The sequence below is a fragment of the Paraburkholderia sp. NPDC080076 genome (assembly GCF_050281145.1).
GTDB lineage: Bacteria > Pseudomonadota > Gammaproteobacteria > Burkholderiales > Burkholderiaceae > Paraburkholderia.
This window is the reverse complement of the sequence record NZ_JBNNWQ010000005.1, coordinates 38,295-62,580: the sequence shown is the minus strand read 5'-3', so window position 1 is coordinate 62,580 and position 24,286 is coordinate 38,295. Positions and strand designations below refer to the sequence as shown.

The following is a 24,286-nucleotide window of genomic DNA, read 5'->3' as shown; positions in this document are numbered from 1 at the left end:
TTCTGGGTGGTCTGGGACACGAGTGTGAAGGCTGTATGCGTCACCCGGGTCTTCCATGAATGCACGAAAAATCGTACAAGCTCTCGATTCCGCACAGGGGACATCCCTCGCCGGAATCGGTTCAAGCGGCGCAACAGTTGCAGGCCTGAATCAGGCGGCACGGCTCCGCAATCGCCGACAGACCGGCGGCGCGGAGTATTACTGTTAAAGTGGATAGCTTCAATTAGCCGTTTCTCCCATCATGCGCACCACCCGAGCCATCCACGCTGTCGAGCGGTTGAAAACCCGCAGCGGCAATCCGCAGTTCGCCGCGATCAGCCTGTCCGGCGGCCTGTTCTACCTGGTCGACAAATCGAGCGGCACGGACAAGAAGGTCTCCGATCCGCTGCCGCTCGACGACTTCGTCAAATTCGTCGACGCTTTCGGGCCGCCGAAGCCACGCAAAGCGAGCAAGCTCGATATCGCGTTCGAAGAGCAACTCAAGAAGAGCAAGGGCGGTTGAGCGACGCGGCGAATCCCACTCTTCCCGCCACGACATACAGCCGCCTCAAGCGCTACGCGCTATCTCGCGCCACTGCCCATCCGCCGCGCTGCTCGCGAGCATGGCGTCGATAAACCGCAGCCCCGCCACACCGTCCTCCACCGTCGTGAGCAACAGGCTTTCGGCGGGCAACGCGCGACCTTCATTCAATGCTTCGATCTGCAACGCCGCGTCTTTGTATAACTGGGCAAACGCTTCCAGATAGCCTTCAGGATGTCCCGACGGCACGCGCGTCGCATGGGCCGCAATCGCGCTCGTCACGCGCCCTCGTGTCAGGCGCACAGCCGAACCACCCAATGGTGTGAACCACAATTCATTGGGATGCTCCTGATCGAAGGTCAGACTGGCTTTCGTCCCATACACCCGCAAACGCAAGGCGTTTTCCGCGCCGCTCGCCACCTGGCTCGCCCATAGCATGCCGCGCGCGCCATTCGGATAACGCAGCATCGCCTGCACATGATCGTCGATGCGCCGCCCGGGTACGAACGTATGCACTTCCGCCGAAAGCGCATGCGGCGTCATACCTGTGACGAACGCGGCAAGATGATAGGCATGCGTGCCGATATCCCCGAGACATCCTGCCGGACCCGCTAACGCGGGATCCGTGCGCCAGCCTGCCTGCTTGTTCGTGCCGCTCGTTTCGATCGGCTCCGCCAGCCAGTCCTGCGCGTATTCGACCTGCACGACGCGTATCTCGCCCAACTCGCCGCTTTCGATCAACTCGCGGGCATGACGCACCAGCGGATAGCCGGAGTACGTATGCGTCAATGCAAACAACCTGTTCTTCTCGCGAGCCAGCTTCGCCAGCGCCTCGCCTTCCGCCAGCGAGATCGCCAGCGGCTTGTCGCACACAATGTGAATACCGGCTTCGAGAAACGCCGTCGCGACCGGCGCGTGCAGATGATTCGGCGTGACGATCGCCACCGCGTCGATGCCGTCGTCGCGCGCGGCCTCCGCGCGCGCCATCTCGCGCCAGTCCGAATATCTGCGCGCAATCCCGGCCTCATCGGCACTCGCTTGCGCGCGCTGCGGATCGGACGACAATGCGCCCGCAACCAGTTCGAAACGGTCGTCGAGTCGTGCCGCCATCCGATGCACCGCGCCGATGAACGCGCCCTGTCCGCCGCCGACCATGCCCAGCCTGAGCCTTCGTTGTGGCATCACCCTCCCTCCTTTGCGATTGCTCGCCGTCAGATGCCGAGCACGCGCTTTAACTGCGCGGCGTCGACGCCGCTGCCGGCGAAATCATCGAATGCATGCTCGGCCACACGGATGATGTGCCGGCGAATGAACTCCGCGCCTTCGCGTGCGCCATCGTGTGGATGCTTCAGCGCGCACTCCCATTCGAGCACCGCCCAGCCGGGGAAATCGTACTGCGCCATCTTCGAGAAGATCGCGCCGAAATCGATCTGCCCATCGCCGAGCGATCTGAAGCGCCCCGCGCGTTCGACCCAGCCGCTGTAGCCGCCGTACACGCCTTGCTTGCCGGTCGGACGAAACTCCGCGTCCTTCACATGGAACGCCTTGATGCGCTCGTGATAGATGTCGATGAACGCAAGGTAGTCGAGCTGCTGCAAAACGAAATGACTCGGGTCGTACAGGATGTTGGCGCGCGCATGCTGCTTCACCGCGTCGAGAAAACGCTCGAAGGTCACGCCGTCGTGCAGGTCTTCACCGGGATGCAGTTCATAGCACACGTCGACGCCGGCGGCGTCGAACGCATCGAGAATGGGCGTCCAGCGGCGCGCGAGTTCATCGAACGCAGCCTCGACCAAACCTGCCGGACGCTGCGGCCACGGATAGAGATACGGCCACGCCAACGCGCCGGAAAACGACACGTGCGTGCTCAACCCCAGACGCTGCGAGGCCTTCGCCGCCAGCTTCATCTGGTCGATCGCCCACTGCGTGCGCGCGGCCGGATCGCCTCGCACATGCGGCGCGGCAAAGCCGTCGAACAAGGTGTCATAGGCCGGATGCACGGCGACGAGTTGCCCTTGCAGATGCGTCGAGAGTTCGGTGATCGTCACGCCCGCGTCGTCCGCGACCTCGCGCAACTCGTCGCAATACGTCTGACTCGCAGCCGCCTGTTCGAGATCGATCAGGCGGCTGTCGCACGGCACCTGAATCCCCTTGAAGCCAAGACCCGCAGCCCACTCGGCAAGATGCGCGAGGTTGTCGAACGGCACCTCGTCGCCCATGAACTGGGCGAGAAAGATCGCCGGCCCTTTGATGGTTTTCATCGTACGGTTCCTCGAACGAGAGCGCGCTCGCCGTGCCGCTGCCGCAGAAAGTCCGGCTCAGGCCGGATGGCGCGCCCCGGATGCTCAGGTCAGAACGGCGAGTCCGGGAAATAGAACTGCTGCGCGTTTTCCTTCGTGATCAGCACCGACGGAATGATCGTGGTGGCCGGCAGCTTCTCGCCCTTCAGACGCGCTTCGGCGGTGAGCTTGATGGCGTCGTAGATGAACTTAGGCGAGTACGACACGTCGGCCTTGATCATCGGTGCGCCGTCCATCACATTCTTCACCATGCCCTTCGACCCCGCGCCGCCGAACACGATCTTGATGTCGGTGCGCTTGGCCTGCTCGATCGCCTTGATCACGCCGACGGCCATGTCGTCGTCCGCGGCCCAGACGGCGTCGATATGCTTGAAGCGCGTCAGGTAATCCTGCATGACCTTGAAGGCGTCGTCACGATTCCAGTTCGCGTACTTGGCGTCGAGGATCTTGATGTTCGGATACGCCTTCAGCACGCCGGTAAACGCGGTCCAGCGTTCGTTGTCGAGCGTCGTCGGAATGCCTCGCAGTGCAACGATGTCGCCCTTGCCGTCGAGCGCTTTCGCCAGATACTCGGCGGGAATCTTGCCGAACGCGGTGTTGTCACCGGCCACGTACGCATCCTGCGCGCTGGTGTCGGTCAGGCCGCGATCCACCACCGTCACGTACACGCCCTTCTTTTTCACCTGCGCAACCGGCTGAGTGAGCGAGGCCGATTCGAACGGGAAGATCACGAGCGCATTGATCTTGTTGACCGTCACGAGATCCTGCAACTGGTTCGCCTGTTCGGGCGCGCCGGCCGCGGTCTTGACGATCACTTTCAGATCGGGATGCGCCTTCTCCAGATCAGTCTTGGCCTTGTTCGCCCACCAGACGATGCCGCCCGTGAAGCCGTGATCGGCTGTCGGAATCGCAACGCCCAATATGACCTTTTCATCGGCACGCGCAATATTCGCCGTGCCCAGTATCCCCAACGCCAGCATGCCGGCGCCGACCGCTCGAATGACCTGCTTCATGGTTGTGTCTCCTTTTGTGAGGCGTTCATGCGCCCCGATTTTCAACTCACCGTGATTGCAAATTTGAAGCGCAATTTGAAGCGCCACCGCTACCGCCGTCCACGTTGTACGAACGCGACGAAGATAATCACCACACCCTGCACCGCCGCGTTCAGATACACGCTGATGATGCTGGTCAGATTCAGAATGTTCGCGATCACCGAAAGCAGAATCGCGCCGATCACCGTGCCGATCACGCGGCCTTCGCCGCCCTTGAGCGCGGTGCCGCCGACCACCACCGAGGCGATCGCCTCGAGTTCCCACAGCAAACCGGTCGTCGGCGTGGCAGAGCCGAGCCGCGGCACGTACAACACGGTGGCGACGCCCACGCAGATGCCGAGCAGCACGTACGTGACGATCTTCACGGTATCGACGCGAATCGCCGCATAACGCGCGACCTGTTCATTCGAACCAATCGCCTGCACGTGACGGCCGAACGCGGTGCGGTTGAGAATCAGCGCGCCGCCCGCCGCCATCACGAGGAACACCCAGATCGGCACCGGCACGCCGAACAGGCTCGCGTAATACACCGGGCCGTACAGATCGGATAACGAGTTATCGAGCGTCAGCGCGCCGCCGTCGGCGAGCCAGGTGAGCACCGCGCGAAAGATGCCCAGCGTGCCGAGCGTGACGATGAATGGCTCGATGCGCCCTTTGGTGATCAGCAAGCCGTGCGCACAGCCGAACAGGCCGCCGAGCACCAGCGCACCCACGATGCCGAGCGTGAGAATCATCAGCGGCGGAAACGAGTGTCCGCCGACGCCCGCCGCGAGTCCGTTCATCAGCCAGATCATGCTGCCCGCGATCAGCGCCGCCATCGAGCCGACCGACAGATCGATGCCGCCCGAAATGATCACGAAGGTCATGCCGACTGCGATGATCCCGATGAACGACGTACGCGTGAGCACGTTCATCATGTTGTCGACAGTGGCGAAATCGCGGTTGAGCAGCGTGCCGATCACGCACAGCGCGACGAGTCCAACGAGCGGCCCGAGCGCATACAGTCGATGCGCGAAGCGCAACGCGCGGCCGGATTGCACGGCTTCAGTGGGTGCCGGTCGCATGGGCGATCAACTCCTCTTCGGTCAGATGTTCGAGCGTGAGCGTGGCTTGCAGGCGTCCCGCGCGCATCACGGCGACGCGGTGGCACAGGCCGATCAGCTCGATCAGTTCGGATGAAATGACGATCACCGCGCGGCCCTGCGCGGCGAGACGATGAATCAGAAAATAGATGTCGCGTTTCGCGCCGACATCGACGCCGCGCGTCGGCTCGTCGAGCACGATTACGTTCGGGTCGGGTTGCAGGAATTTGGCGAGCGCGAGCTTCTGCTGATTGCCGCCGGATAGCATGCGCGCGCGGCTTGACAGGTCGCCGGTGCGGATGCCGAATTCGCTCACGGCTTTGGTCAGCGCGGCGCGTCCCGCTTTCATGTCGAGCAACGGATGCGTGTAACGTTCGAGCGTCATCAGCGTGACGTTGTCCTGCAGGCTCAGGTTCACGTGCAGGCCTTTGCCCTTGCGGTCCTCGCTGAGATACGTGATGCCGTGGCGCATTGCGTCGCGCGGGCTTTTCAGATCGGCGGGACGGCCGGCAACTTCAATGTGGCCCGCCGTGCGCTTGCGCAAACCGATGATCGCTTCGAACGCCTCGGTGCGGCCCGCGCCTACCAGTCCCGCGAAGCCGAGCACTTCGCCAGCGCGCACGTCGAAGCTCAGGTCTTCCACCCAATCCGGCACGGCGAGCCCGTCCACCTTCAACGCGAGCGGCGCGTCGGCGGACACGGTGATCTTCTCGGGGAACATGTCCGAAAGCTCGCGCCCGACCATCAGGTTCGCCATCTGCTGGCGCGCGAGTCCCGCGGTTTCACCGCGAGCGACGAAGCGGCCGTCGCGCATCACGATCACCTCGTCGGTGATGCGCTCCACTTCGTCCAGCTTGTGCGAGATGTAGATGATGGTCACGCCGTCGGATTTGAGCTTGGCCATCAGCGTGAAGAGGCGTTCGGTCTCGGACGGCGTGAGCGTGGCCGTCGGCTCGTCCATGATGAGCAGCCGCGCGCGGCGCGACAGCGCCTTGGCGATCTCCACCATCTGCTTTTCCGCGACGATCAATTCGCGCACCTTCCTGTCCGGCGCTTTTTCCAGACCGACTTGCGCAAGAAAACGCGCGGCCTCGGTATTCATCGCGGCGTCGTCGACGAACCAGCCGCGCTTTTTTTCATGACCGAGATACATGTTCTGCGCGATCGTCAGATGCTCGGCGAGATTGAACTCCTGGTGGATCAGCACGATGCCTTGCGCTTCGGCGTCGCGCGAACCGATGAACTGATGCGCGCGGCCATCGACCAGCAAGGTGCCCGAGGTGGCGGTTTCGTAGCCGGCGAGGATTTTCATCAGCGTGGATTTGCCGGCGCCGTTCTCGCCCAGCAGACCGTAGATGCGCCCCGGCGCCAGCTCGAAGCTCACGCCGTGCAGCACACGCACGGGCCCGAAGTCTTTGCGGATGTCGTCGAAACGGATCGCGAGGCTCATGGTTCAGGCGCTCCCGCGAATCACGAGCCGATGCGGCAAGAGCACGCCCGGCACGTTCGCCAACGGATTGGCGAGCCGCTGCAGCAGCAGGCGCGCGGCGGTTTCGCCCAGCTCGCGCATGGGCTGCGCGATCGTGGTGAGCGGCGGATCGATCTGCGCGGCGAGCGAGATATCGTCGAAGCCGACCACCGCGATGTCGTCCGGCACGCGCTTGCCGACGCTGCGCAAGCCGTGGATCACGCCGATCGCGAGCGTATCGGAGACCGCGAAGATCGCGCTCGGCGCCTGCGGCTGATTCATCAGCGTGGCCGCGGCCGACGCGCCCGCTTCATAGTCGAGGCTGTTCAGGTTCATGCGCCAGCGTTCGTCCGGCGTGATGCCCGCTTCGGTCAATGCGTCCAGATAGCCCTGCTGACGCTGCCGCGCATAGAGGTAGTCGACATCGGAATTGATGAGGCCGATGCGGCGGTGGCCGCGCGCGAGCAGATGCCGGACGGCGTCGCCCGCGGCGCGGTAGTTGTCGATGCCCACGTACGGCACGCCCATCGCCGGGTCGAACTCGCAGCACGCGACCCACGGCAGCGCGCTGGAGGCCTCGCCGAGCGCCTGCTGGATGGTGGCCGGGTCGAGACAGATGGCGCCGTCCGCGCGGCGCCGCCGCAGCAGATCGAAATAGCTGCGCTCGCGGCCCGGATCGGCGCCGGTGTCGCACAGCAGCATGAAGTAGCCGTGCTGGCGCGCCACGCTGTCGATGCCGCGCACGATTTCCGCATAGAAAGGATTGCCCACGTCCGGGACCATGGTCAGCAGCAGCCGGCTCTCGGCGGTGCGCAGGTTGCGCGCGAGTTCGTTGACGCGATAGCCGCTCGCATCGATGGCGGCCAGCACCTTGTCGCGCGTGGCGGGCCGCACGTTCTCGTGGCCGTTCAGCACGCGCGATACCGTGGCCACCGAGACGCCCGCCTGCTCGGCCACGCCGGCAATCGAAATGCCATCGGCCGCGCCGCGCAACGGCTTGACGCCGGGCTGGGGATGCGCCGCGGACACCGCTGACGGAGCCTTGGTGGACGACGATCTGGACAAGTGAACTCGCCTCAAAAATGTAATCGATTACATTTTTGAGCGATAGGCACCGGAAGTGCAAGGACATATCGCTAGGGATTAACACGGGGGGCGACGTGATCCGGCTGGTGACACGCTCCGGCCTGGGGATGGTCTTCCCTGCCCGCGAGGGCGCGGATCGGCACCGTCATTTGGTACAATCCCGCAGTTACCCTGACGGGCCTTGCGCGCCGAGTCGCGCTGCGAGGCCGGTGGTCAGTGGCTGATAGCAAACCCAGCAAACCCAGCAAACCCAGCAAAACCCCGCAAAACTCGCCAAACCATACAGCCGAACCCACCATGAACATCGAGCAAGCGCGTTTCAACATGATCGAACAGCAGATCCGCCCCTGGGAAGTGCTCGACCAGGACGTGCTGAATCTGCTCTCGATCGTCAAGCGTGAAAACTTCGTCCCCGCCGTGTATCGCGAGCTGGCCTTCGTCGACTTCGAAGTGCCGCTGCCGGCCGGCCAGCACATGCTGGCCCCGCGTGTCGAAGCGCGCGTGCTGCAGGAACTGGCGGTGAAGAAACACGAAAGCGTGCTCGAAATCGGCGCGGGTTCGGGTTACATGGCCGCGTTGCTCGCGCACCGCGCACAGCACGTGCTGACGGTCGACATCGAACCGGAACTGGCGGAACTGGCGAAGACCAACCTGATCGCCAACGGCGTGCTGAACGCCGAAGTGACCACCGGCGACGCCGCGCGCGGCTGGGCCGGCGCCGCGCCGTACGACGTGATCTGCGTGTCGGGCGGCCTGCCGGTGCTGCCGCAGGAAATGCTCGACCATCTGAAAATCGGCGGCCGTCTGGCGGCGTTCGTCGGCACCGCGCCGGTCATGAAGGCGCAGATCATCACGCGTATCGACGAGAAGCAATACCGCATTGCCGACGTGTTCGAAACGTATGTCGAGCCGCTCATCAACGCCGTGCAGCCGTCGCGTTTCAAGTTCTGATTCACACGCTCCGGACGGGCGGCACGCCCGCCGTCCTCTGAACTGGATGTTCTGCTGATGCAAAATCTGACCGCTCCGGCACTTGCCGAATGGCTTGCCGATACTTCGCGTCCCGCGCCCGTGCTGCTCGACGTGCGCGAGCCGTGGGAAATCCAGACGGCGTCGATCGCCGGCGCCGTGTTGATTCCGATGCGTGAGATTCCCGCGCGCAGCGAAGAACTCGACGACGACGCGCAAATCGTCTGCGTCTGCCATCACGGCGCGCGCAGCGCCCAGGTCGCGATGTTTCTCGAGTCGCGCGGCCATACCAACGTCTTCAATCTGCAAGGCGGGATCGACGCGTGGTCTCGTCAGGTCGATCCGTCCGTTCCGACCTACTGATCGCACGGCGGCAATGACGGGCCAGCAGGCGCTGGTCCTCATGGCCGCTCTGGCGTTTGCCTGCCGCGCGCTTCGCACACTAGCCGCGCAGGCCGCGGGCTTCCGTCAGCTCTACGACGAAGCCTTCTCCAACGACGCCCAACTGCAAAGCGCACGCGCTTCGCTCGCCGCCAACAGCGAAGAGTTGTCGCTCGCGCGCGTCAAACTGCTGCCGCAAGTCTCGGCGTCATCCGGGTGTTGCGGCTAAAGGCGCTGCCGGCAAGGTTGGGCGGCGAGTGATGTCGGATGGGGGGCGTGCGGCAGATGCTGTGCGCTTGCGGCCTTCGCTTCTCTTCCTGGCTTTTCTTCCCTGCTTCCCGTCCTTTGGCTCTCAGGCGCTTTTTTTCGCTCCGTGACGCTCCGGCGCCAGGTTGCCGCGCGGCTCGCACCCAGTTCAGCTAGCGCCTCTCCACGCCCTTCAGCAGAACACTAACGGCCAGCTTTCGTTGCGCCGCTTCTCGCCTTCGCTTCCGAAATTTCATACGGTTTGCTGCGCATCGCACAGGCACCATGCTTCCGACCTTTTGGGGAGCCATGTGATGAGATTTTTGAAGATCGCGATGCTGGCCGCAACCTTGTTGCCGCTCGCGTCGCATGCAACCCTGGGCCGTGCGCCGTCCACAGGCGCATCGTCGGCGACCCTGCTGCGCGCCACGCCGCAATCCGCCGCCGCGACGCCCGCGGCTCAACCCGCGAACGCAGCGCCCTACTCCATGCGCCAGTCGGTCGACGCCAACGGCGTCACCATCCGCGAATACGTGCTGCCTCAGAACGTCGTGTTCGCGGTCAAGTGGAACGGACCGATCCGTCCGGACATGACGGCGCTGCTCGGCAGCTACTTTCCCAACTTCGTGAACGCCGGGCAGAGCCATACAGCCGGTACAGGGCCGCTTATCGACGGCAACGACGACTTTCGCATCGAGTCTGCCGGCCGCATGGGACGCTTCAGCGGCATGGCATGGCTGCCGCGCCTGATGCCCGCCGGCGTGCGGCCTGGCGATCTGAAATAAGGCCTGCGTCGAGCGATGAGACAACGGAACATGAAGACATTGAAAAAGACGCTATGGGTCGCCGCGGCCATTGCGGGCATCGCGCTTTCCGCATGCGGCGGTGGCGGAGGCTCGAGCGGCAACCAGGGCGGCAACTCCATCGGCTGGAACGCCACGCCAGACTGGATCCCGCCGCCGGGTGGTTCCGGCGATTCCGGTAGCTCGACCAATTCATCCACTCCGGCTACCGGCGAGAACACCGTGCCGGTCCGCGTCGATAAGTCGACGGGCAACGTCAACCGGCTTCTCGCGTCAATCAAGGTTTGCGTGCCGGGCACACAAGGCGCGCCCCAGTGCGTGACCGTCGACAACATGCTGGTGGACACCGGTTCGACCGGCGTGCGTATTGCAGCCCGAGCGATGCCAACGCTGGCCCCTCTGCTGCTTACCCAGGCCGGGGCGGTAGACGACAAGGTCGGCTCGGTGCCGATTGCCGAGTGCGCGCCGTTCGCATCGGGCTATACGTGGGGTTCGGTCAAGCGCGCCGATATCACGATCGGCAGCAAGACAGCGAGCAATATTCCGATCCAGGTGGTTTCCGATGGCGCTTTCTCCACGCCGCCCGACTGCATTGCGCACAACGGCGGCGACCTGGGCAGATCCCTTGATGTGATGGGAGTGAGCGGCATTCTCGGCATCGACAACTTCACGGGCGACTCCCTGGATGCCCTGACCAAGGCGGTACCCGGTCTTTACTACTATTGCCCTTCGCAAAATAGCTGCGTCAGCACGCGCATGCTCGCTAGCAAAGAGGTTATGAATCCGGTCGCCGCATTCGCCACGGACAACAACGGCATGGTCATCCGTCTGCCGGCCGTGCCGGCCGCTGGCCAGGCAAGCGTGACGGGCCAGTTGGTGTTTGGCGTCGGCACCCAGCAGAACAATACCTTGCCGGCAAATGCCACTGTCATTGCGTTGGACAAGTACGGTACGTTCACGACTCAGTACAAGGGGCAGGTGTTCAACCAAAGCGTGATCGATAGCGGCACCCTCAGCTACGCGTTCCCGGATAACACGATTCCATATTCCGTTCTCGACCTGTACACGCCGGCGAGCTCGTTGAATCTGAGCGCGACGATCGAGCCGAACAACGGATCAAACGCGCCGCTGCAGATGCCCTTTTCGATCGACAACGCCAACACGCTGATGGCAAGCGGAAATGCCGCGTTCATCAACATCGGCCAGTACTTTTCGAATGGTGACGACAACATGTTCCTGTGGGGACTGCCGTTCTTCTATGGCCGCGATGTCTACAACGTGATTGGCAATGCCAAGGTCGGCAAACTAACCGGACCATTCGTCGCGTTCTGACGACTGGCCGCATGGCCGGGCCAGGAGACGCTGCACACCAGCAGCGTCTCCTCAAGCCATTTCCGATTTTTCATTGAGACTTTTCCGGCACTCCCAATAAAGCCCCGCTGGCACCATGTTCCGACCTGTTTTCTGGAGCATGGTGATGAATTTTGTGAAGGTCGCGTTGGGCATTGCGAGCGTGTTGCCACTCGCTTCTTATGCGGCATTGGGCGGTGCGCCGGGTATGGGCGCGGCCTCGCAGTCGTTGCTGCGATCGGCGGTTTCTCTCGACACGCCCGCAGCTGCCACGCCGTATACGCTGCGCGCGACGTATGGCGCAGGCGGCGTCACGATTCATGAATACGTCCTGCCCAGCAATGTGGTGTTTGCCGTCACCTGGCAAGGTCCGGTGCGCCCGGACATGAGCGCGCTGCTCGGCAGCTACTTTCCCAATTTCACGAATGCCGCGGCTGAGCATGCGCGCGGTGTCGGCCCGATGATCGAACACAACGGCGATTTTCATATCGAGTCGGCTGGCCGAGCCGGCCGCTTTTTCGGCAAGGCGTATCTGCCACGCCTGGTTCCCGTCACCGTTCGCGTGGAGCAACTGCAATGAAGCGGCGCGCGGATTTATCCAACTCACTAAACATGACAACTTTGAACAAGACGCTTTGCTGCGCGCTTCTGGGTGCCAGCGTGGTGCTGTCTGCTTGTGGTGGCGGTGGTAGTGGCGATGATGGCAGCGCCAATGCGGCGAAGAATAGCGATAAGCCGGCAGCGGGGTCGATAGGGATACCGCCGGCTTCTCCGTCGGGCGCGAGTGGTGCGACTACGTCTACTCCTACGCCTACTCCAACTCCGGCGCCAACGACGGCTCCGACGCCTGCGCCTACACCTGCTTTGAATCCTGCAGCGACGCCAATTCCAACGCCGACTCCGACTCCGACTCCGACTCCGATACCGACACCGACACCGACACCGACACCGACACCGATTCCAACACCAACACCAACTCCTGCACCGACTCCGACACCGACACCGACACCGACACCGACGCCAACACCGATTCCAACCCCAACCCCAACACCAACTCCTGCACCGACTCCAACTCCAGCACCGACTCCACCCCCCACCTCCAACACCGTCCCCATCACCATCGAACGATGGACGGGCAACAACGCGAACATGCCGTACGTAACCGCCACGATCTGCTTCCCCGGCGTTCAGGGCAGCAATCAATGCGCGACGGTCGATCACATGCAACTCGACACCGGCTCGGTCGGCGTGCGCGTGCTCGGCAGCGCGTTGGGTTCCGCACTTGCTGCCCGCCTGCCGACGCAAACAGGCGCCACCGACGACCCAACCGGCAACGCGTCGATCGCCGAATGCGCCGTGTTCGGCTCGGGCTACACGTGGGGATCCATCAAGCGCGCCGACGTCACGATCGGCGGCAAGACAGCAGGCAACATGCCGCTGCAAGTGATTGCCGACGGCCAGTACTCGACGCCGTCGGACTGCCAGTCGCGCGGCGTCTATAACCTCGGTTCGGCAACGGCACTCGGCGCCAACGGCGTGATCGGCATTGGCCCTGCACAGCGCGATTTCCCCGCGGCGGCGCAGACCGTACTGCCATCGGCTTACTACTACTGCACGTCGGCGACGTCATGCGCGAATACACGTGTTCCGCTCGACACGCAGGTCATGAATCCAGTCGCCGATTTCACGTCCGACAACAACGGCACGATCATCCGTCTGCCTGCGCTACCCGCGGGCGGCCAGGCAAGCGTCACGGGTGAACTGGTGTTCGGCATCGGCACGCAGAAGAACAACGCCATGCCCTCGCAGCCGAACATTCTCGCGCTCGACCAGTACGGCTATTTCTCGACCACGTACAAGGGCAACACGTTTAGCAGCGCCATCGACAGCGGGTCGAACGCGAACATCTTCGCGGACTATACGGTTCCCTTTTCCGGCCACTGGTATGTGCCGGCCACCACGCTCAGCCTGTCGGCGATCTTGACAGGCGTCGACAAGGCCGCCCCGTCCGTCAACGTGCCATTCTCACTGGCTAACGGCTGGAATCTGATGGCAAATCAGTACGCGGCCTACGACAGCCTCGGTTCGCCATCGGCCGGCATGTTCATCTGGGGCTTGCCGTTCTTCTTCGGCCGCAGCGTATACACCGCGATCAACAACGTGATGATCGGCAAGCAACCGGGGCCATTCATCGCTTTCTGATCGAACGCACGCTCAGCAAAAAGGCCGGCGTCTCACGACGTCGGCCTTTTTGCGTGCCGAACAAAAGCGCTGCTATTTACTCCACCTCTTTCAACACCTCCGCCACCGTCCCAAAGATCTCCTCGATCTGCGCTTCATCGACGATCAGCGGCGGCGAGAACGCCAGAATGTCGCCCGTATAACGCGTCAACACGCCCTTCTCAAAGCAGCGCACGAAGACATCATAGGCGCGAGCCCCAGGCGCACCTGAACGCGACGCCAACTCCACCCCACCCACGAGCCCAAGATTGCGCACATCGATCACATGACGCTCGCCTTGCAGCTTATGGATCGCCTTCTCAAACACTGGCGCCATCCGCGCGGCCTGTTCGAACAATTGATCACGCTCATACAGATCGATCGTCGCGCACGCCGCAGCCGCGGCGATCGGGTGCCCTGAGTACGTGTAGCCGTGAAACAGCTCGATGCCGGCCGGCGCGCCGTTCACGATCGAATCGTGAATCTTCGCGCTCGCCGCCACCGCGCCCATCGGCGCGGCCGCATTGTTGGTGCCCTTGGCCATGGTCAGCATGTCGGGCGTGACGCCGAAGTACTGCGCGGCGAACGGCGCACCCAGCCGTCCCCAACCGGTGATCACTTCATCGAAGATCAGCAGGATGCCGTGCTTGTCGCAGATTTCCCGCAGCCGCTGCAAATAGCCTTGCGGCGGAATCAGCACGCCGGTGGAACCGGCCACCGGCTCGACGATCACCGCGGCAATCGTCGAAGCATCGTGCAGCGTGACGAGCCGCTCGAGTTCATCGGCGAGATGCGCGCCCCAACGTGGCTGTCCTTTCGAAAACGCCGCTTCCTTGATGTTCAGGGTATGCGGGAGATGATCGACCGATGGCAGCAGGCCGCCCGAAAACGCCTTGCGGTTCGGTGCGATGCCGCCCACCGAAATGCCGCCGAAGCCCACGCCGTGATAACCGCGCTCGCGTCCGATGAACCGCGTGCGCTGCCCTTCGCCACGCGAACGGTGATACGCCAGCGCGATCTTCAGCGCGGTATCGACGGCTTCCGAGCCCGAGTTCACGAAGAAGATGTGCTTGAGATCGCCCGGCGTATGCCGCGCGATTTTTGTCGCGGCCTCGAAGGCCTTCGGATGCCCCATCTGAAAGGTCGGCGCGAAGTCCATTTCAGCCGCCTGCGCCTGCACGGCGGCCACGATCTCGTCGCGGCAATGGCCCGCGTTGACGCACCACAGCCCCGCCGTGCCATCGAGGATGCGCCGCCCATCGTGCGACGTGTAGTACATCCCCTTCGCGCTCGCCAGCAACCGTGGCGCGCTCTTGAACTGGCGGTTCGCCGTGAAAGGCATCCAGAACGCGGACATATCGGGTGGCTTGACGCCGGCGCGCTCATTCATGTCGTGTCTCCTCGCGTGAGTGGACTTTCAGTGTAGGCACAGCGCGGCCCATGCACAAAGGGGCGGCGGCCATGCACCGCTGATGCCCGCTGGCGGACACGCGCGCTTCGTTGCGGCGCGGCACGCACCTGAACGAGGCGAAGCGGCCGGTCCTGCACCAATTCTGCGCCGCATTACGCATAAGCAGGCCGGCGGGCAGCCGCGCTGCAGCATGCACTGCACGCCGTTCACGTCGAATTTACTGCATGGCATGTGCCTTGCAGTACACAAGCGGCAAGTCATGCGGGATAAGCCCTGCTGACCGAAATCGACGCCCATAAACAGTCACCATCAATGGCAAGGGGATATACATGAAACGTCGCAGTCTGTTGAAGTTCGGCTCCATGTCGGGCGCGCTGGCGCTTGCAGGTCAGGTTCCTTTTGCGCAGGCGCAGTCCGGCAGCGGTCCGATCAAGGTGGGTATTCTGCATTCGCTATCGGGCACGATGGCGATCTCGGAGACCTCGCTCAAGGACACCGCGTTGATGACCATTGCGGACATCAACAAGAACGGCGGCGTGATGGGCCGTCAACTGGAGCCGGTGGTGGTCGACCCGGCGTCGAACTGGCCGCTCTTCGCTGAAAAAGCGCGTCAACTGATCACCCAGGACAAGTGCGCCGTGGTGTTCGGCTGCTGGACCTCGGTGTCGCGTAAATCGGTGCTGCCGGTGTTCGAGGAACTGAACGGCCTGCTGTTCTACCCGGTGCAATACGAAGGCGAGGAAATGTCGCGCAACGTGTTCTACACGGGCGCGGCGCCGAATCAGCAGGCGATTCCTGCGACCGAATACCTGATGAGCGCGGAAGGCGGCGGCGCCAAGCGCTTCTTCCTGTTGGGCACCGACTATGTGTACCCCCGCACGACCAATAAGATCCTGCGCGCGTTCCTCAAGTCGAAGGGCGTGCAGGAAGCCGATATCCAGGAGGTCTACACGCCGTTCGGCCATAGCGACTATCAGACCATCGTCGCGAACATCAAGACGTTCTCGCAAGGCGGCAAGACCGCGGTGATCTCGACGGTGAACGGCGACTCGAATGTGCCGTTCTACAAGGAGCTGGGCAACCAGGGACTGAAGGCGTCGGACGTGCCGGTCGTCGCGTTCTCGGTCGGCGAGGAAGAACTGCGCGGTATCGATACGAAGCCGCTGGTCGGCAACCTGGCCGCATGGAATTACTTCATGTCGCTGCGCAACCCGGCCAACGAGAAGTTCAAGAAGCAATGGGCCGCATGGGTCGCGCAGAACAACCTGCCGGGCGGCACCAAGCGCGTGACCAACGACCCGATGGAAGCGACCTTCGTCGGCATTCATTTGTGGAAGCAGGCGGTCGAGAAAGCGAAGAGCACGGACGTCGACAAGGTGCGCGTGGCGATGGTCGGTCAAAGTTTCGCAGCGCCGTCGGGCTTCACGCTGGAAATGGACGGCAATCACCACCTGCACAAACCGGTGATGATCGGCGAAGTGCGTGCCGACGGTCAGTTCAACGTGGTGTGGCGGACCAAGACCGCGATCCGCGCGCAGCCGTGGAGCCCGTTCATTGCCGGCAATTCGAGCAAGCCGGATGTGGTCAGCTCGATCCCGGCGTTCCTGAAGCGCTCGCGCGTCGCCTGACAGGAAGGCGTGCCGCGGCGGCAAAGCTAGCCGCCGTGACACGCCGATGCCATCCCGCGACGGGCGTGCCCACCGCGCCCGCTTTCGCGCCGTGATCCGGCGTCCCGGCGGCACGGCCTTCGCGCGCAGCAACCCGACGGCGCGGCAACGGCGCTTGCCCACATGCCGCGCCGCTCCGCCGGATTTTCTTCAAAGGCCACCATGGCGTTTTCGATCCTCACCTTCACACGACAACGCGCACGAACACTGGCACGACGACTCGCGCGGCGCGGCGTCGCCGGCGTCGCGCTCGTGCTGCTCGCCGGCGCGCCGCTGGCCGCCTTCGCGCTGACGCAAGCCGATGTCGCGCCGCTCGCCGGCGACGACTTCGATGCGAAATCCGCGGCCATCGACAAACTGATCGCCAATCACGACAAGGAATCGATGGCGGTGCTCAAAGCGCTATCCGAAGACAGCGCGCTCGCCACCGACGCGGGCGCCGTGCTGCTGCAGGACGGCGACGCCGCGCACGACGCCGTCACCGGCAAGACCATCGCCGCGGGCGACGCCCAGCCGATCACGCTAAACAACCTGCTGCGCTCGAAAGTCGCCGGCGCGTTGTCCGGCCTGCAACTCGATGCGCCGGACGTGGCGACGCGTGCCGCCGCAGTCACGGCGCTGCTGCAGAACCCCGATCCGTCGATCAAACCGCTCGTCGACGCGGCTCGCGCGAAGGAAACCGATCCCGCGTTGAAGAAGCGCCTCGACACGCTGTGGGCGATGACGGCCCTGCACGACGCCGATCCGGCCAAGCGCCTCGAAGCCGTGCAACTGGTCGCCGCGCGGCACGACCTCGACATGAACGAACTGCTGCGGCCGCTCGTCGCGAAGAAGCCCGACGGCACCTTCGTGGAAGCCGACGACCGCGTGCGCGCCGCCGCGCAAAGCGGCATCGACGAACTCGATGCGATCCAGCGCCGCAGCCAGATTGCTGGCACGCTGTTCGCGGGCCTGTCGCTCGGCAGCGTACTGCTGCTCGCCGCGCTGGGTCTCGCTATCACGTACGGGCTGATCGGCGTGATCAACATGGCGCACGGCGAATTCCTGATGATCGGCGCGTACGCGACCTATGTCGTGCAGAATCTGTTTCAGCGCTTCGCGCCCGGCGCATTCGACTGGTATCCGCTGCTCGCCATTCCAGCCTCGTTCGTCGCCGCGGGACTAGTGGGCATCGTGCTCGAACGGCTGGTGCTCAAGCATCTGTACGGCCGTCCGCTCGAAACGCTGCTGACCACCTTCGGCATCAGCCTGATCCTGATTCAGGCAACGCGCATGCTGTTCGGCGCGCAGAACGTGCAGGTGGTCAACCCGGCGTGGATGAGCGGCGGCGTCACCGTCTTGCCCAATCTGATCCTGCCGTACAACCGGCTTGCGATTCTCGCGTTCTCGCTGATCGTGGTCGGGATCGCATGGGCCGTGCTCACGAAGACGCGTCTCGGTCTCTTCGTGCGCGCCGTCACGCAGAACCGGCGCATGGCGGCCTGCGTCGGCGTGAAGACCGCGCGGGTCGATTCGTATGCGTTCGCGTTCGGCGCGGGCATCGCGGGTCTGGGCGGCTGTGCGCTCTCGCAGATCGGCAACGTCGGACCGGACCTCGGTCAGAGCTACATCATCGATTCGTTCATGGCCGTGGTGCTGGGCGGTGTCGGTCAACTGGCCGGCACGGTGATCGGCGGCTTCGGGCTCGGGCTCATCAGCAAAGCGATCGAACCGTTCTGGGGCGCGGTGCTCGCGAAGATCGCCGTGCTCGTGCTGATCGTGTTGTTCATCCAGAAGCGTCCGCAGGGCATGTTCGCCCTCAAGGGCCGCAGCGCGGAGGCATGAGATGACATCGGCAACTTCATCAGCTCACGTCGGCGCAACGAGCGGCGGCGCACTGGCCGGCCGCGACCCGCAAGCAGGTTTCGCACTCGGCCTGCCGCCGCGCCCCGCGCTGTTGTCGCGGCGCGCATGGCTCGCGCTGATCGCGTTGATCATCGTCTTCGGCCTGGGCGTGCCGTTCGCCACGCTGGTGGTGCCGGAGACGAGCGCGCTGCATCTGTCCGCCTACGCGACGACGATCACCGGCAAATTCATGTGCTACGCGATCGCGGCGCTCGCGCTCGATCTCGTGTGGGGCTACTGCGGCATTCTGAGCCTCGGCCACGCACTGTTCTTCGCGCTCGGCGGCTACGCGATCGGCATGTATCTGATGCGCTCGATCGGTCACGAAGGCAAATACGGCAGCGACCTGCCCGACTTCATGGTGTTTCTCGACTGGCATCAACTGCCGTGGTACTGGCAAGGCACGCAGCATCTCGGTTACGCACTGCTGCTGGTGGTGCTGGTGCCGGCCGTGGTGGCGTGGGTGTTCGGCTTCTTCACGTTCCGCTCGCGGGTGAAGGGCGTCTATCTGTCGATCATCACGCAAGCCATGACCTTCGCCGCGATGCTGCTGTTCTATCGCAACGAAACGGGCTTCGGCGGCAATAACGGCTTTACCGACTTCAAGCGCATCGGCGGCTTTCCGATCACGCATCCGGGCACGCGCACCGCCCTCTTGCTGATCACCTTCGCGGTGCTGATCCTCGCCTTCCTCGGCGCGCGGGCGATCGTCACTTCGAAGCTCGGCCGCGTCGTGACCGCGGTGCGCGACGGCGAAACGCGTTTGATGTTCCTCGGTTACAGCCCGCTCGCGTACAAGCTTTTCGTGTGGACCGTGTCCGCCGTGTTGTGCGGCATCGCCGGCGCGCTGTACGTGCCGCAGGTCGGCATCATCAATCCGGGCGAGATGTCGCCGGGCAACTCGATCGAAATGGCGATCTGGGTCGCCGTGGGTGGACGCGGCACCTTGATCGGCCCGATCATCGGCGCCTTCGCGGTGAATGGTGCAAAGAGCTTCTTCACGGCGAACTTCCCTGAATACTGGCTGTTCTTTCTCGGTCTGATTTTCGTGCTGGTCCCGCTGTTCCTGCCGAACGGCATCATGGGACTGATCGAACTCGTGACGCGCAAGAGGAACCGCTCATGAACGAAAACCCGATGGTTCCTGATCTGGCTTTACCGGAAGAACCCGCTGAAACTTCGTTGAGCGGTGTCGCGAGCATGGGGCATGCGGTCGTGCCCGGCGAGATCGACGTGTCGCACGGCACGATCCTGTACCTCGAAGACGTGACCGTGAGCTTCGACGGCTTTCGCGCGCTGAATGCGCTGACCCTGCAGATCGATGCCGGCGAATTGCGTTGCATCATCGGTCCGAACGGCGCCGGCAAAACGACGATGATGGACGTTATCACCGGCAAGACGGAGCCGGATTCCGGCAAGGTGTATCTCGGCCAGTCGATCGACCTGACGCGCATGAACGAGCCGTCGATTGCGCGTGCGGGCATCGGCCGCAAGTTTCAGAAGCCCACGGTGTTCGAGCAGCATCCCGTGTGGGAAAACCTCGAACTGGCGATGAAGGCCGACAAGGGCTGGTGGGCCTCGTTACGCGCGCGTCTGGATCGCGAGGCGCAAGCACGCATTGAAGAGACGCTGGCGCTGATCGGTCTGGAGAGCGAAGCGCGGCGCCTTGCCGGCGAGCTGTCGCACGGTCAGAAGCAACGGCTCGAAATCGGCATGTTGCTGATGCAGCAGCCGGCGTTGCTGCTGCTCGACGAACCGGCCGCCGGCATGACCGACGACGAAACCATGCAGCTCGCCGAGTTGCTCAATCATCTGCGCGGCACGTGTTCGATGATGGTCGTCGAGCACGATATGGAGTTCGTCGCGGCGCTATCAGGCGAAGCCGGCAAGGTCACGGTGATGGCCGAAGGACGCGTACTCGCTCACGGCACGCTCGACGAAGTGAAGCGCGACGAGACGGTCATCGAGTCTTATCTGGGCCGGTGAAACGGGGCGGTGCAACGGGCCGATGAAACGGGTCGGTGTAACAAAAGGGTCGAACGGACATGCTAGAAGTAGAAAACCTGAACCAGTATTACGGCGGCAGCCACATTCTGCGCGATGTGAAGCTCACCGTGCCCGACGGCAAACTCACCGTTCTGCTCGGCCGAAACGGCGTGGGCAAGACCACGCTGCTACGCTGCCTGATGGGCGTCGTGCAAACGAAGAGCGGGTCCATCGCCTGGCGCGGTGCGCCGATCACCAAACTGCCCACCTACTCTCGCGTGGAAAAAGGCCTCGCTTATGTGCCGCAGGGGCGCGATATCTTTCCGCGCTTGACCGTCGAAGAAAATCTGCTGGTGGGCGCCGCCAGCAAGAAAGCGCCCAAGAAGATCCCGGATCGTATCTATGAACTGTTTCCGGTACTGAAGGATATGCGCAGCCGCCGCGGCGGGGATCTTTCCGGCGGTCAGCAGCAGCAGCTTGCCATTGGGCGGGCGCTGATGAGCGATCCGCAATTGCTGATTCTCGATGAACCCACTGAGGGTATCCAGCCGTCGATCATTCAGGATATCGGCCGCACGCTGCGTCAACTGGTCGAGGAAATGGGCATGACGGTGCTGCTCGTCGAGCAGTACTACGACTTCGCCAAGGACATCGCCGATCGGTATTGGGTGATGAGCCGCGGCGAGATCATCGCGGGCGGAGAAGGCGCCAATATGGATGCGGATGGCGTGCGGACGTTGATCGCCGTGTAAGCGGCACCTGCAAGCTGGCGTGCTATTCTCGCCGCATCCTGTGGCAACGCCGTTGAGCGTTGCCTGACGTGCGCAGGCACGATTTGCTTTTCTCCGTCTGGTCGCATTCCATTCGCATGTCGCTTCACGAAAATCACGTTACGCTCGCTGCCGCTCAGGCCGGTGCGCATTCGCTATGGCGCGCGCGTCTTGAACTTGGGTTCGTCAAGGATGGCGAACGGACTACGCTCAAGCACCGGTTGCATGATGGGCCGTTGCGGGTTCAAAGGCCGCTTTATCCTGAAGGACATGGCGTCTGTCATGCGGTGATCGTGCATCCGCCTGGAGGGATCGCGGGTGGTGATCGCCTTGCTATTGATGTCGATGTCGGTGACGGGGCGCATGCTGTTATTACCACGCCGGGGGCGACCAAGTGGTACAAGTCCAATGGACGTGAAGCGCAGCAGCATATCGCCGTGCGCGTCGGTGAGCGGGCTAAGCTCGATTGGCTGCCGCAGAATAATATCGTTTTCGATCAGGCGAATGCGAAGCTCGATTTTTCGTTGACGCTTGGTGAAGGCGCGACTGCGATCGGGTGGGATGCGACGCAGCTTGGGCGGCAGGCTGCTGGTGAACGGTGGTCCGATGGTCGTTTGTGTGCGGTGTCTCGGATCGTTGGGGCTAACGGGGAGTTGCTCTGGTTTGAACGGGCCAGTCTCTCGGCAAATGATTCGCTGCGCGATGCTGCTCAAGGGTTGGCCGGGTTTCCTGCCTATGGGACGCTTTGGGCCGTTGGGGATGCTTGTGATGATGCGCTTGCTGAAGCGCTGACTGCTCAACTGCCGTTTGATGATTCTGTTCGGGTTGCCGCTTCTTGTGTGACTTCGCGAGTGCTCGTCGTGCGCGGGGTTGCGAGGTCGATGGAGATGTTGCAGCGGGCGCTTATCAAATGCTGGATTCAGTTGCGGCCGGTTGTGCATGGGGTTGAGGGGGTGCCTTTGCGGATTTGGGCTACTTGAGGTTGGCCTTTCCTTGAAGTCACGGTGGTCTATTGGCGTTGCCCCTGTGCGGGGCGGCACCTACTTTCTTTGCATGCCGCAAAGAAAGTGGGCAAAGAAAGCGGCTTCACACCGCTAGCCCTTAAGCGGGTCCCCCGCGCAGTCGCGGTAGTGGTCCATCTGGAATCCGTGCTCTCGCACATTCCGCGTTCGTGACACAGCCGTCATTCTTCCGGCGGCGCTGCGCGCGCCGTCGCGGTCTTCGTACATGCATGTCTTGAAACGTCTGGACATTTAGATCGTATGGCCTAGCCTGGGTCCGTGCGGCCATTTACGTGCGAGGTCGCACATAACGCATTCCGCGATCCCCTTACAATCGTCCAGCGCAGATGAACGCTAAGGATCACCGAATGCGTTTCGTATACCTCGTCTTACCGGCCATCGTATGCTGCGCGTGCTCGCAGCATGATAGTCGCGCGGCCTTTTCTCCAGAGGATCGCGGTATCGAAAGCGCTGTGCACGAATGGAGAGACAAGTTCGACCCGCTGTGGCGATATAACCGCACAACGTGCGGAGCCGGGAGCGTCGCGCTCGCTGATGTTAAAAGTCTGGTCCAGCAGCTCTTGCATGTGTCGACGGCGACTGCCTGCGATCGCCTGACGGCGCTGCCTGAAACCTACAACACGCAAGTCGACGGCAACCACGCGAGCGTGGTGGTGCAAAACGTCGACGGCCGGCCGGGTAGTCGGATCCAGTTCGTTCTTGCTTCGTCGGCCGGCGGCTGGGCGGTGCAGAAAGTGTCGGCGGCAAGCGCGCTGTCCGCGACGACTATCTTCGACGCATCACAGGCAGGTTCTGGCGATGGGCGCATCGAGCCGGCTTATTCGGCATGGATTCCGCACGGCGCAGCGCCTTGGGACATCACTCACGTCATTAGCTACGGCCAATCGCTCAGCCAGGGGTTTTTTAACAAACCCGTGCTGTCCACCCGTCAACGTTATTCCTCGTTGCGATTCAACGGCGGCGTGCGGGCTCAAGACGGCGTGCAAAGCGAAGGCGTCGAAGTGGCGTACAAGCAGTTCGTACCGTTAGTCGAGACTCAATGGGGGGACAAGGCCGAGACGCCGACCAGCGGGACGCTGAATATGGCCATGCAATTGATCGAGCAGGAGAACCTGCAAAGTCATGCGGATCTCCCCTACCGGTTCATTGGATCGGCACCGGGTGAAGGATCGATGGACATCGCGACGCTGTCAGCGCCGGGGCGCTATTACTCACAGCTGCTGCGAGACATCGCCCAGGGAAAACGGCTCGCGGACGCCCAAGGCAAGACTTACGGCGTCGGCGCAATCACGTGGACGCAAGGGGAAGCCGACGATTCCAGCCAGACATCGATTCCGACTTACATTGCGAAGCTAAGGAGCTTGCGGGCCGACGTCGATCGCGATGCCAAGGCATTGACGGGACAGAAACAGGACGTCGAGATGATCACCTATCAGGTGGCCACGCATCGCCATTTCGATCAGCAGTATCCGCACATCGCGCTCGCGCTGCTGGAAGCCAGCCACGAAGATCCACACATTCATCTGGCTGTGCCGATGTATCTCTTTCGTTACTTGGACGGTGGACATACCGACAATCGCAGCACCGAATGGATGGGCGCCTACTATGGGCTGGTCCTGAAGAGGATTCTGATCGACAAACAGACGTGGACGCCTCTCGAGCCGTTGAACTGGCGACGCGAGGGCACGACGGCCGTGCTGCGCTTCAATGTCCCCGCCCCGCCTCTCAGATGGGACACGACGCAGGTTGCCGGCAATTCGGACTATGGTTTCTCGTTGCGCCTGCCGTCCGGCGACTTGCTGCCGATCCAGTCGGTATCGATCACCGGACCCGACGAGGTGAGCATTATGGCTAAATCGCCTATCCCTGCCGGTACGCACATCGAGTACGCATTCAACGGCGTTGGCGTCGCGGGAAGCCGTTATGGTCCGCGTGGCAATCTGCGGGATTCACAGGGCGACGTGATCCGCTTCAATGACGGACGCGAATCGATGCGCCTCGACAACTGGTGCGTGATTTTCGATGTGCAGCTTTAGCACTGCATGAAGGCCCGGCCGCATCGCATGGCA

23 protein-coding genes are annotated in these 24,286 nt (G+C 63.0%); 15 read left to right on the top strand and 8 right to left on the bottom strand.

The genetic code is table 11. The annotated features are described in order from the left end of the window. Positions 1 to 241: 241 nt before the first annotated feature. On the top strand, positions 242 to 502 hold the full coding sequence (locus ACQKRQ_RS21860; protein WP_132375755.1) for a hypothetical protein: 261 nt from the start codon (positions 242 to 244) through the stop codon (positions 500 to 502). Between the two features lie 45 nt (positions 503 to 547). Here the strand turns inward: ACQKRQ_RS21860 and ACQKRQ_RS21855 are convergent, their stop codons facing one another. The 6 genes from ACQKRQ_RS21855 to ACQKRQ_RS21830 all read right to left on the bottom strand — a co-directional run bounded on the left by ACQKRQ_RS21855 (position 548) and on the right by ACQKRQ_RS21830 (position 7,487). Continuing rightward, positions 548 to 1,702, bottom strand: a complete 1,155-nt coding sequence (locus ACQKRQ_RS21855; protein WP_427479350.1) for a Gfo/Idh/MocA family protein — start codon at positions 1,700 to 1,702, stop codon at positions 548 to 550. A 29-nt stretch (positions 1,703 to 1,731) separates the two neighbouring features. Then, positions 1,732 to 2,781 (bottom strand): sugar phosphate isomerase/epimerase family protein, encoded by a 1,050-nt coding sequence (locus tag ACQKRQ_RS21850; protein ID WP_408283025.1) that lies wholly within the window; start codon positions 2,779 to 2,781, stop codon positions 1,732 to 1,734. An 89-nt stretch (positions 2,782 to 2,870) separates the two neighbouring features. Then, complete coding sequence (locus tag ACQKRQ_RS21845) at positions 2,871 to 3,833, bottom strand: substrate-binding domain-containing protein (protein ID WP_132375760.1); 963 nt, start codon at positions 3,831 to 3,833, stop codon at positions 2,871 to 2,873. 89 nt (positions 3,834 to 3,922) lie between these two features. Beyond that, entirely contained in the window at positions 3,923 to 4,936 is a 1,014-nt protein-coding gene (locus ACQKRQ_RS21840) for an ABC transporter permease (protein ID WP_427479347.1), read from the bottom strand. Beyond that, positions 4,917 to 6,404: a sugar ABC transporter ATP-binding protein gene (locus ACQKRQ_RS21835; RefSeq protein WP_427479345.1), complete on the bottom strand. Its 1,488-nt coding sequence runs from the start codon at positions 6,402 to 6,404 to the stop codon at positions 4,917 to 4,919. Before ACQKRQ_RS21835 ends, ACQKRQ_RS21840 begins: the two co-directional genes overlap by 20 nt. Before the next feature lie 3 nt (positions 6,405 to 6,407). Then, positions 6,408 to 7,487 carry a LacI family DNA-binding transcriptional regulator gene (locus ACQKRQ_RS21830; protein WP_408179430.1) on the bottom strand — a complete coding sequence of 360 codons (1,080 nt, stop codon included), beginning with the start codon at positions 7,485 to 7,487 and terminating at the stop codon, positions 6,408 to 6,410. Positions 7,488 to 7,805: 318 nt separating this feature from the next. On the opposite strand from ACQKRQ_RS21830, the gene ACQKRQ_RS21825 reads away from it, so the two are divergent. From ACQKRQ_RS21825 to ACQKRQ_RS21800, 6 genes are all read left to right on the top strand, one after another. Then, positions 7,806 to 8,459 (top strand): protein-L-isoaspartate O-methyltransferase family protein, encoded by a 654-nt coding sequence (locus tag ACQKRQ_RS21825; protein WP_132375767.1) that lies wholly within the window; start codon positions 7,806 to 7,808, stop codon positions 8,457 to 8,459. 57 nt (positions 8,460 to 8,516) lie between these two features. Next, entirely contained in the window at positions 8,517 to 8,840 is a 324-nt protein-coding gene (locus ACQKRQ_RS21820; RefSeq protein WP_064269005.1) for a rhodanese-like domain-containing protein, read from the top strand. A gap of 13 nt (positions 8,841 to 8,853) precedes the next feature. Further along, on the top strand, positions 8,854 to 9,087 hold the full coding sequence (locus ACQKRQ_RS21815) for a hypothetical protein (protein WP_427479342.1): 234 nt from the start codon (positions 8,854 to 8,856) through the stop codon (positions 9,085 to 9,087). Between the two features lie 331 nt (positions 9,088 to 9,418). Then, positions 9,419 to 9,889, top strand: a complete 471-nt coding sequence (locus tag ACQKRQ_RS21810; protein WP_427479340.1) for a DUF2844 domain-containing protein — start codon at positions 9,419 to 9,421, stop codon at positions 9,887 to 9,889. Positions 9,890 to 9,919: 30 nt separating this feature from the next. After that, positions 9,920 to 11,239, top strand: coding sequence for a DUF3443 domain-containing protein (locus ACQKRQ_RS21805; RefSeq protein ID WP_427479338.1), 1,320 nt, complete (start codon positions 9,920 to 9,922; stop codon positions 11,237 to 11,239). A 145-nt stretch (positions 11,240 to 11,384) separates the two neighbouring features. Continuing rightward, a complete protein-coding gene (locus tag ACQKRQ_RS21800) occupies positions 11,385 to 11,837 on the top strand; it encodes a DUF2844 domain-containing protein (protein WP_427479336.1) in 453 nt (150 codons plus the stop codon). A 273-nt stretch (positions 11,838 to 12,110) separates the two neighbouring features. On the opposite strand, the gene ACQKRQ_RS21795 is transcribed toward ACQKRQ_RS21800, so the two are convergent. Further along, positions 12,111 to 12,347: a hypothetical protein gene (locus tag ACQKRQ_RS21795; protein WP_427479819.1), complete on the bottom strand. Its 237-nt coding sequence runs from the start codon at positions 12,345 to 12,347 to the stop codon at positions 12,111 to 12,113. On the opposite strand from ACQKRQ_RS21795, the gene ACQKRQ_RS21790 reads away from it, so the two are divergent. Beyond that, positions 12,287 to 13,459, top strand: coding sequence for a DUF3443 domain-containing protein (locus tag ACQKRQ_RS21790; protein ID WP_427479796.1), 1,173 nt, complete (start codon positions 12,287 to 12,289; stop codon positions 13,457 to 13,459). The genes ACQKRQ_RS21795 and ACQKRQ_RS21790 overlap by 61 nt on opposite strands. A gap of 76 nt (positions 13,460 to 13,535) precedes the next feature. On the opposite strand, the gene ACQKRQ_RS21785 is transcribed toward ACQKRQ_RS21790, so the two are convergent. Then, positions 13,536 to 14,867 carry an aspartate aminotransferase family protein gene (locus ACQKRQ_RS21785; protein WP_427479334.1) on the bottom strand — a complete coding sequence of 444 codons (1,332 nt, stop codon included), beginning with the start codon at positions 14,865 to 14,867 and terminating at the stop codon, positions 13,536 to 13,538. Between the two features lie 350 nt (positions 14,868 to 15,217). Between ACQKRQ_RS21785 and urtA the strand changes: the two genes are divergently transcribed. From urtA to ACQKRQ_RS21750, 7 genes are all read left to right on the top strand, one after another. Next, complete coding sequence (urtA, locus tag ACQKRQ_RS21780) at positions 15,218 to 16,516, top strand: urea ABC transporter substrate-binding protein (protein WP_132375782.1); 1,299 nt, start codon at positions 15,218 to 15,220, stop codon at positions 16,514 to 16,516. Between the two features lie 201 nt (positions 16,517 to 16,717). Then, positions 16,718 to 18,379 carry an urea ABC transporter permease subunit UrtB gene (gene urtB, locus ACQKRQ_RS21775; RefSeq protein WP_427479332.1) on the top strand — a complete coding sequence of 554 codons (1,662 nt, stop codon included), beginning with the start codon at positions 16,718 to 16,720 and terminating at the stop codon, positions 18,377 to 18,379. Position 18,380: 1 nt separating this feature from the next. Then, positions 18,381 to 19,565: an urea ABC transporter permease subunit UrtC gene (gene urtC, locus ACQKRQ_RS21770; RefSeq protein ID WP_342960082.1), complete on the top strand. Its 1,185-nt coding sequence runs from the start codon at positions 18,381 to 18,383 to the stop codon at positions 19,563 to 19,565. Beyond that, positions 19,562 to 20,425 carry an urea ABC transporter ATP-binding protein UrtD gene (gene urtD, locus ACQKRQ_RS21765; protein ID WP_132375785.1) on the top strand — a complete coding sequence of 288 codons (864 nt, stop codon included), beginning with the start codon at positions 19,562 to 19,564 and terminating at the stop codon, positions 20,423 to 20,425. The genes urtC and urtD overlap by 4 nt, the downstream gene beginning before the upstream one ends. Before the next feature lie 59 nt (positions 20,426 to 20,484). Continuing rightward, a complete protein-coding gene (gene urtE, locus ACQKRQ_RS21760; protein WP_132375787.1) occupies positions 20,485 to 21,177 on the top strand; it encodes an urea ABC transporter ATP-binding subunit UrtE in 693 nt (230 codons plus the stop codon). A 116-nt stretch (positions 21,178 to 21,293) separates the two neighbouring features. Next, positions 21,294 to 22,175: an urease accessory protein UreD gene (locus ACQKRQ_RS21755; RefSeq protein WP_427479329.1), complete on the top strand. Its 882-nt coding sequence runs from the start codon at positions 21,294 to 21,296 to the stop codon at positions 22,173 to 22,175. A gap of 608 nt (positions 22,176 to 22,783) precedes the next feature. Beyond that, positions 22,784 to 24,253, top strand: coding sequence for a hypothetical protein (locus ACQKRQ_RS21750; RefSeq protein WP_427479327.1), 1,470 nt, complete (start codon positions 22,784 to 22,786; stop codon positions 24,251 to 24,253). Positions 24,254 to 24,286: the final 33 nt, after the last annotated feature.